Genomic DNA, 5,434 nt, shown 5'->3' on the forward strand with positions numbered 1-5,434 from the left:
GTAGTCTTCCGGAAAGTTCTTTGAGAGACTGTGAGATAGAAGATAGAAAGACGAATAGGTGAATCCGCGCGGGGCGGGCAGCGATGCCCCCGCCGCGCTCCCTCTAGCGATAGAGGAAAAAGGACAGGCCGGGGTCGGACAGACACATTGCCCCTCGGGGCTGAAAAGTAAACACTACAATGGAGAGTTTGATCCTGGCTCAGGATGAACGCTAGCGGCAGGCCTAATACATGCAAGTCGAACGAATCCAGTGCCTTCGGGTGCTGGGTTAGTGGCGCACGGGTGCGTAACGCGTATGCAACCTACCTTCCACTGGGGGATAGCCCGGAGAAATCCGGATTAATACCGCATGACACCACGAGAGGGCATCCGATTGTGGTCAAAGCCGAGGCGGTGGAAGATGGGCATGCGTGCCATTAGCTAGATGGCGGGGTAACGGCCCACCATGGCGACGATGGCTAGGGGTTCTGAGAGGATGGTCCCCCACACTGGTACTGAGACACGGACCAGACTCCTACGGGAGGCAGCAGTAGGGAATATTGGGCAATGGCCGAGAGGCTGACCCAGCCATGCCGCGTGCAGGAAGAAGGCCTTCTGGGTTGTAAACTGCTTTTATACGGGAAGAAAACGCCCCTGCGGGGGTAACTGACGGTACCGTATGAATAAGCACCGGCTAACTCCGTGCCAGCAGCCGCGGTAATACGGAGGGTGCAAGCGTTGTCCGGATTTATTGGGTTTAAAGGGTGCGTAGGCGGCCCGTTAAGTCAGCGGTGAAATCCCAGGGCTCAACCCTGGAACTGCCGTTGATACTGGCGGGCTTGAGTTCGGTCGAGGCGGGCGGAACTGGTGGTGTAGCGGTGAAATGCATAGATACCACCAAGAACCCCGATTGCGTAGGCAGCTCGCTAGGCCGAAACTGACGCTGAGGCACGAAAGCGTGGGGAGCGAACAGGATTAGATACCCTGGTAGTCCACGCCGTAAACGATGAGTACTCGATGTTTGCGATACACTGTAAGCGTCCAAGCGAAAGCGTTAAGTACTCCACCTGGGGAGTACGCCCGCAAGGGTGAAACTCAAAGGAATTGACGGGGGCCCGCACAAGCGGTGGAGCATGTGGTTTAATTCGATGATACGCGAGGAACCTTACCTAGGCTAGAATGCGCGTGACAGGGCCAGAGATGGCCCCTCCCTTCGGGGCACAAAGCAAGGTGCTGCATGGCTGTCGTCAGCTCGTGCCGTGAGGTGTTGGGTTAAGTCCCGCAACGAGCGCAACCCCTATCCCTAGTTGCCAGCACGTCAAGGTGGGGACTCTAGGGAGACTGCCTCCGCAAGGAGCGAGGAAGGCGGGGACGACGTCAAGTCATCATGGCCCTTACGCCTAGGGCTACACACGTGCTACAATGGCCGGTACAGAGGGTCGCCACCCAGCGATGGGGCGCCAATCTCAAAAAGCCGGTCTCAGTTCGGATCGGAGTCTGCAACTCGACTCCGTGAAGCCGGAATCGCTAGTAATCGCGCATCAGCAACGGCGCGGTGAATACGTTCCCGGGCCTTGTACACACCGCCCGTCAAGCCATGGAAGTCAGGGAGACCTGAAGCCGGTGACCGCAAGGAGCCGTCTAGGGTAAAACTGGTAACTGGGGCTAAGTCGTAACAAGGTAGCCGTACCGGAAGGTGCGGCTGGATCACCTCCTTTCTAGGGACGGCCCCGGCCTTCCTTTTTGCAGGCGCAGCGGGGAACGCCCCGGGCGGACGCGCCTGTTCGCCTTTCGCCTTCTGTCCCACACTCCCTCTCAAAAGGCATTTTACTGAAGCGAGGTGCGGCGTGAGGCGTTCCCTGGCTCGGCCACGGGGGCTTGTAGCTCAGGTGGTTAGAGCGCTACACTGATAATGTAGAGGTCCGTGGTTCGAGTCCACGCAGGCCCACCACTCTCAGACGGGGGATTAGCTCAGCTGGCTAGAGCGCCTGCTTTGCACGCAGGAGGTCAACGGTTCGACTCCGTTATTCTCCACCAAGCTTACACACAGTACCACGACACGGTAGAGGCGACAGGCCCCTACTGCCAACTTGAAGGATTGAGTCCAGACGACTGGGTTGAATTATAACTCAGAACTCCAAACTCTTCACTTTAGGAGAAGTTCTTTGACATGATGGGAGAGAGAAAACAAAGATTTTGAATAGCCGTGCCAGCGATGGCACGGGCCAAGAAGCGGGCCGGCGACCTTTCGGGGTCGCCGGCGAGAACGCAGAGAAGGGCGCATGGGGAATGCCTAGGCTCTCAGAGGCGATGAAGGACGCGACAAGCTGCGAAAAGCCGCGGGGATCGGCACATACGAATCGATCCGCGGGTATCCGAATGGGGCAACCCGCCACGTTGAAGACGTGGCATCCGAAAGGAGGCGAACCCGGGGAACTGAAACATCTAAGTACCCGGAGGAAGAGAAAATAACAATGATTCCGCAAGTAGTGGCGAGCGAACGCGGAAGAGCCCAAACCAGACCCGTCACGGCGGGTGTGGGGTTGTAGGACCACGGCGTGGGACCTGTTTTTGAAGCTTAACGGCCTGGGAAGGCCGGCCGGAGCGGGTGACAGCCCCGTGAGCGTAAGAACACAGGCCCTAGTGGCATCCTGAGTAGGGCGGGACCGGAGGAATCCCGCCTGAATCCAGCGGCACCATCCGCTAAGGCTAAATACTCCTGAGAGACCGATAGTGAACCAGTACCGTGAGGGAAAGGTGAAAAGTACCCCGAATAGGGGGGTGAAATAGACCCTGAAACCATGCGCCTACAAGCGGTCGGAGCCACTTCGTGTGGTGACGGCGTGCCTTTTGCATAATGAGCCTACGAGTTACTCCTCTCTGGCAAGGTTAAGCCTCTTGAGGGGCGGAGCCGCAGCGAAAGCGAGTCTGAACAGGGCGCACAGTCAGAGGGGGTAGACGCGAAACTTTGTGATCTACCCATGGGCAGGATGAAGGTTGGGTAAAACCAACTGGAGGTCCGAACCAGTTTCCGTTGAAAAGGATTTGGATGACCTGTGGGTAGGGGTGAAAGGCCAATCAAACTGAGAAATAGCTCGTACTCCCCGAAATGCCTTTAGGGGCAGCGTCGCGGTGGAGTCATGTGGAGGTAGAGCTACCGATAGGACTAGGGGGAGTCACATCCTACCGAATCCTGACGAACTCCGAATGCCACTTGATATACGCGGCAGTGAGGCGCGGGGTGCTAAGGTCCCGCGCCGAGAGGGAAAGAACCCAGACCGCCGGCTAAGGTCCCAAAATCTACGCTAAGTTGAACAAAGGGGGTCCAGTTGCACAGACAGCCAGGATGTTGGCTTGGAAGCAGCCACTCATTTAAAGAGTGCGTAACAGCTCACTGGTCGAGCGACAGGGCATCGATAATAATCGGGCATCAAGCGTAGTACCGAAGCCGCGGATAGTATTTATACTGTGGTAGGGGAGCATTCCCTGCTGCGGCGAAGGCGTGCCGGCGAGGCGCGCTGGAGCGCAGGGAAAAGCAAATGTAGGCATAAGTAACGATAATGCGGGCGAGAAACCCGCACACCGAAAGACCCAGGTTTCCTGATCAACGCTAATCGGATCAGGGTTAGTCGGGGCCTAAGGCCGAGGCGAAAGCGCAGGCCGATGGACAACTGGTTAATATTCCAGTACCGGCTATGCATAGCGATGCGGTGACGGAGAAGTGAAAGGACCGCGCACTGACGGAATAGTGCGTTGAAGCGCGTAGGTATAGGACGGGTAGTGAAGTACGCCCGACCTGCCGAAACGTGATAGTACCCCAAGCCCTCGGGCGCGGGGATAGCGTCCCTAATCAGGCTCCCTAGAAAACCCGCTAAGCGTCTAAATGCATGGCCGCCCGTACCGCAAACCGACACAGGTGGTCGAGGAGAGAATCCTAAGGTGCTCGAGTGAATCACGGCCAAGGAACTCGGCAAAATGGCCCTGTAACTTCGGGAGAAGGGGCGCTTCCTTGCAGCAATGCAAGAAGCCGCAGTGAAAAGGCCCAGGCGACTGTTTAACAAAAACACATGGCTTTGCCAAATCGAGAGATGACGTATAAGGCCTGACACCTGCCCGGTGCCGGAAGGTTAAGAGGGGACGTTAGCCGCAAGGCGAGGCGTTGAATCGAAGCCCCGGTAAACGGCGGCCGTAACTATAACGGTCCTAAGGTAGCGAAATTCCTTGTCGGGTAAGTTCCGACCTGCACGAATGGTGTAACGATCTGGGCGCTGTCTCAGCCGTGAGCTCGGTGAAATTGTAGTCTCGGTGAAGATGCCGAGTACCCGCAACGGGACGGAAAGACCCCATGAACCTTTACTATAGCTTAGCATTGACGCTGGGTAACTCATGTGTAGGATAGGTGGGAGGAGATGAAGCGGCGTCGCCAGGCGTCGCGGATCCGTCCTTGAAATACCACCCTTGAGTTGCTTGGCGCCTAACCCGACATGGTCGGGGACCGTGCTTGGTGGGTAGTTTGACTGGGGTGGTCGCCTCCAAAACAATAACGGAGGCTTTCAAAGGTTCCCTCAGCACGCTTGGTAACCGTGCGCAGAGCGCAATAGCACAAGGGGGCTTGACTGTGAGGCCCACAAGCCGAGCAGGGCCGAAAGGCGGATATAGTGATCCGGTGGTTCCGCATGGAAGGGCCATCGCTCAAAGGATAAAAGGTACTCTGGGGATAACAGGCTGATCTCCCCCAAGAGCTCATATCGACGGGGAGGTTTGGCACCTCGATGTCGGCTCGTCACGTCCTGGGGCTGGAGAAGGTCCCAAGGGTTCGGCTGTTCGCCGATTAAAGTGGCACGCGAGCTGGGTTCAGAACGTCGTGAGACAGTTCGGTCCCTATCTGTTGTGGGCGTCGGAGATTTGAGGGGTCCTGACCTTAGTACGAGAGGACCGGGTTGGACGAGCCTCTGGTGGACCTGTTGTGGCGCCAGCCGCAGCGCAGGGTAGCTACGCTCGGACGGGATAAGCGCTGAAAGCATCTAAGTGCGAAACCCGCCCCAAGATGAGATCTCCCTTGAGGGCCGTCGGAGACGACGACGTCGATAGGCCGCAGGTGTAAAGGTAGAGATACCAAAGCCGAGCGGTACTAATTGCCCGAGCGCGTTCTCATGGAGCACCCGCTCCGGCCGGTCAGAGCCGGCCCGCCCCCTGGCAAACCCTTGCTTTTTCTCTCCCAGCTAGTCAAAACGTAAAAGAGCTTTATCAGCCATTGGCGCCCGCGCAGAAACCGGGCCAAGACAATGGCGGCTATGGCGCCGGTGTCCACCTCTTCCCATCCCGAACAGAGAAGTTAAGCCCGGCTGCGCCGATGGTACTGGGGTCACACCCGGGAGAGTAGGTGGCCGCCAACCCCAACAGACGAGACGGCCCCCGCATCCGACATGGACGCGGGGGCCGTCCGCGTTTAAAG

Annotated in this window: 2 tRNA genes and 3 rRNA genes; all 5 read left to right on the forward strand. The window is 57.7% G+C overall.

The features are described 5' to 3' along the window. Window positions 1–176 precede the first annotated feature (176 nt). The 5 genes from B051_RS21210 (at window position 177) to rrf (ending at window position 5,375) form a co-directional block, all read left to right on the forward strand. A 16S ribosomal RNA gene (locus B051_RS21210) occupies window positions 177–1,697 on the forward strand. Between the two features lie 156 nt (window positions 1,698–1,853). Next, window positions 1,854–1,930 (forward strand) — tRNA-Ile (locus tag B051_RS0111410). A 9-nt stretch (window positions 1,931–1,939) separates the two neighbouring features. Then, a tRNA-Ala gene (locus B051_RS0111415) sits at window positions 1,940–2,016 on the forward strand. Window positions 2,017–2,241: 225 nt separating this feature from the next. Beyond that, a 23S ribosomal RNA gene (locus tag B051_RS0111420) occupies window positions 2,242–5,134 on the forward strand. A 129-nt stretch (window positions 5,135–5,263) separates the two neighbouring features. After that, window positions 5,264–5,375: ribosomal RNA gene (gene rrf / locus B051_RS0111425) — 5S ribosomal RNA — on the forward strand. Together the 16S, 23S and 5S rRNA genes with 2 tRNA genes alongside form the textbook arrangement of a ribosomal RNA operon. Window positions 5,376–5,434: the final 59 nt, after the last annotated feature.

It is taken from the genome of Pontibacter roseus DSM 17521 (assembly GCF_000373265.1).
Classification (GTDB): Bacteria; Bacteroidota; Bacteroidia; order Cytophagales; family Hymenobacteraceae; genus Pontibacter; species Pontibacter roseus.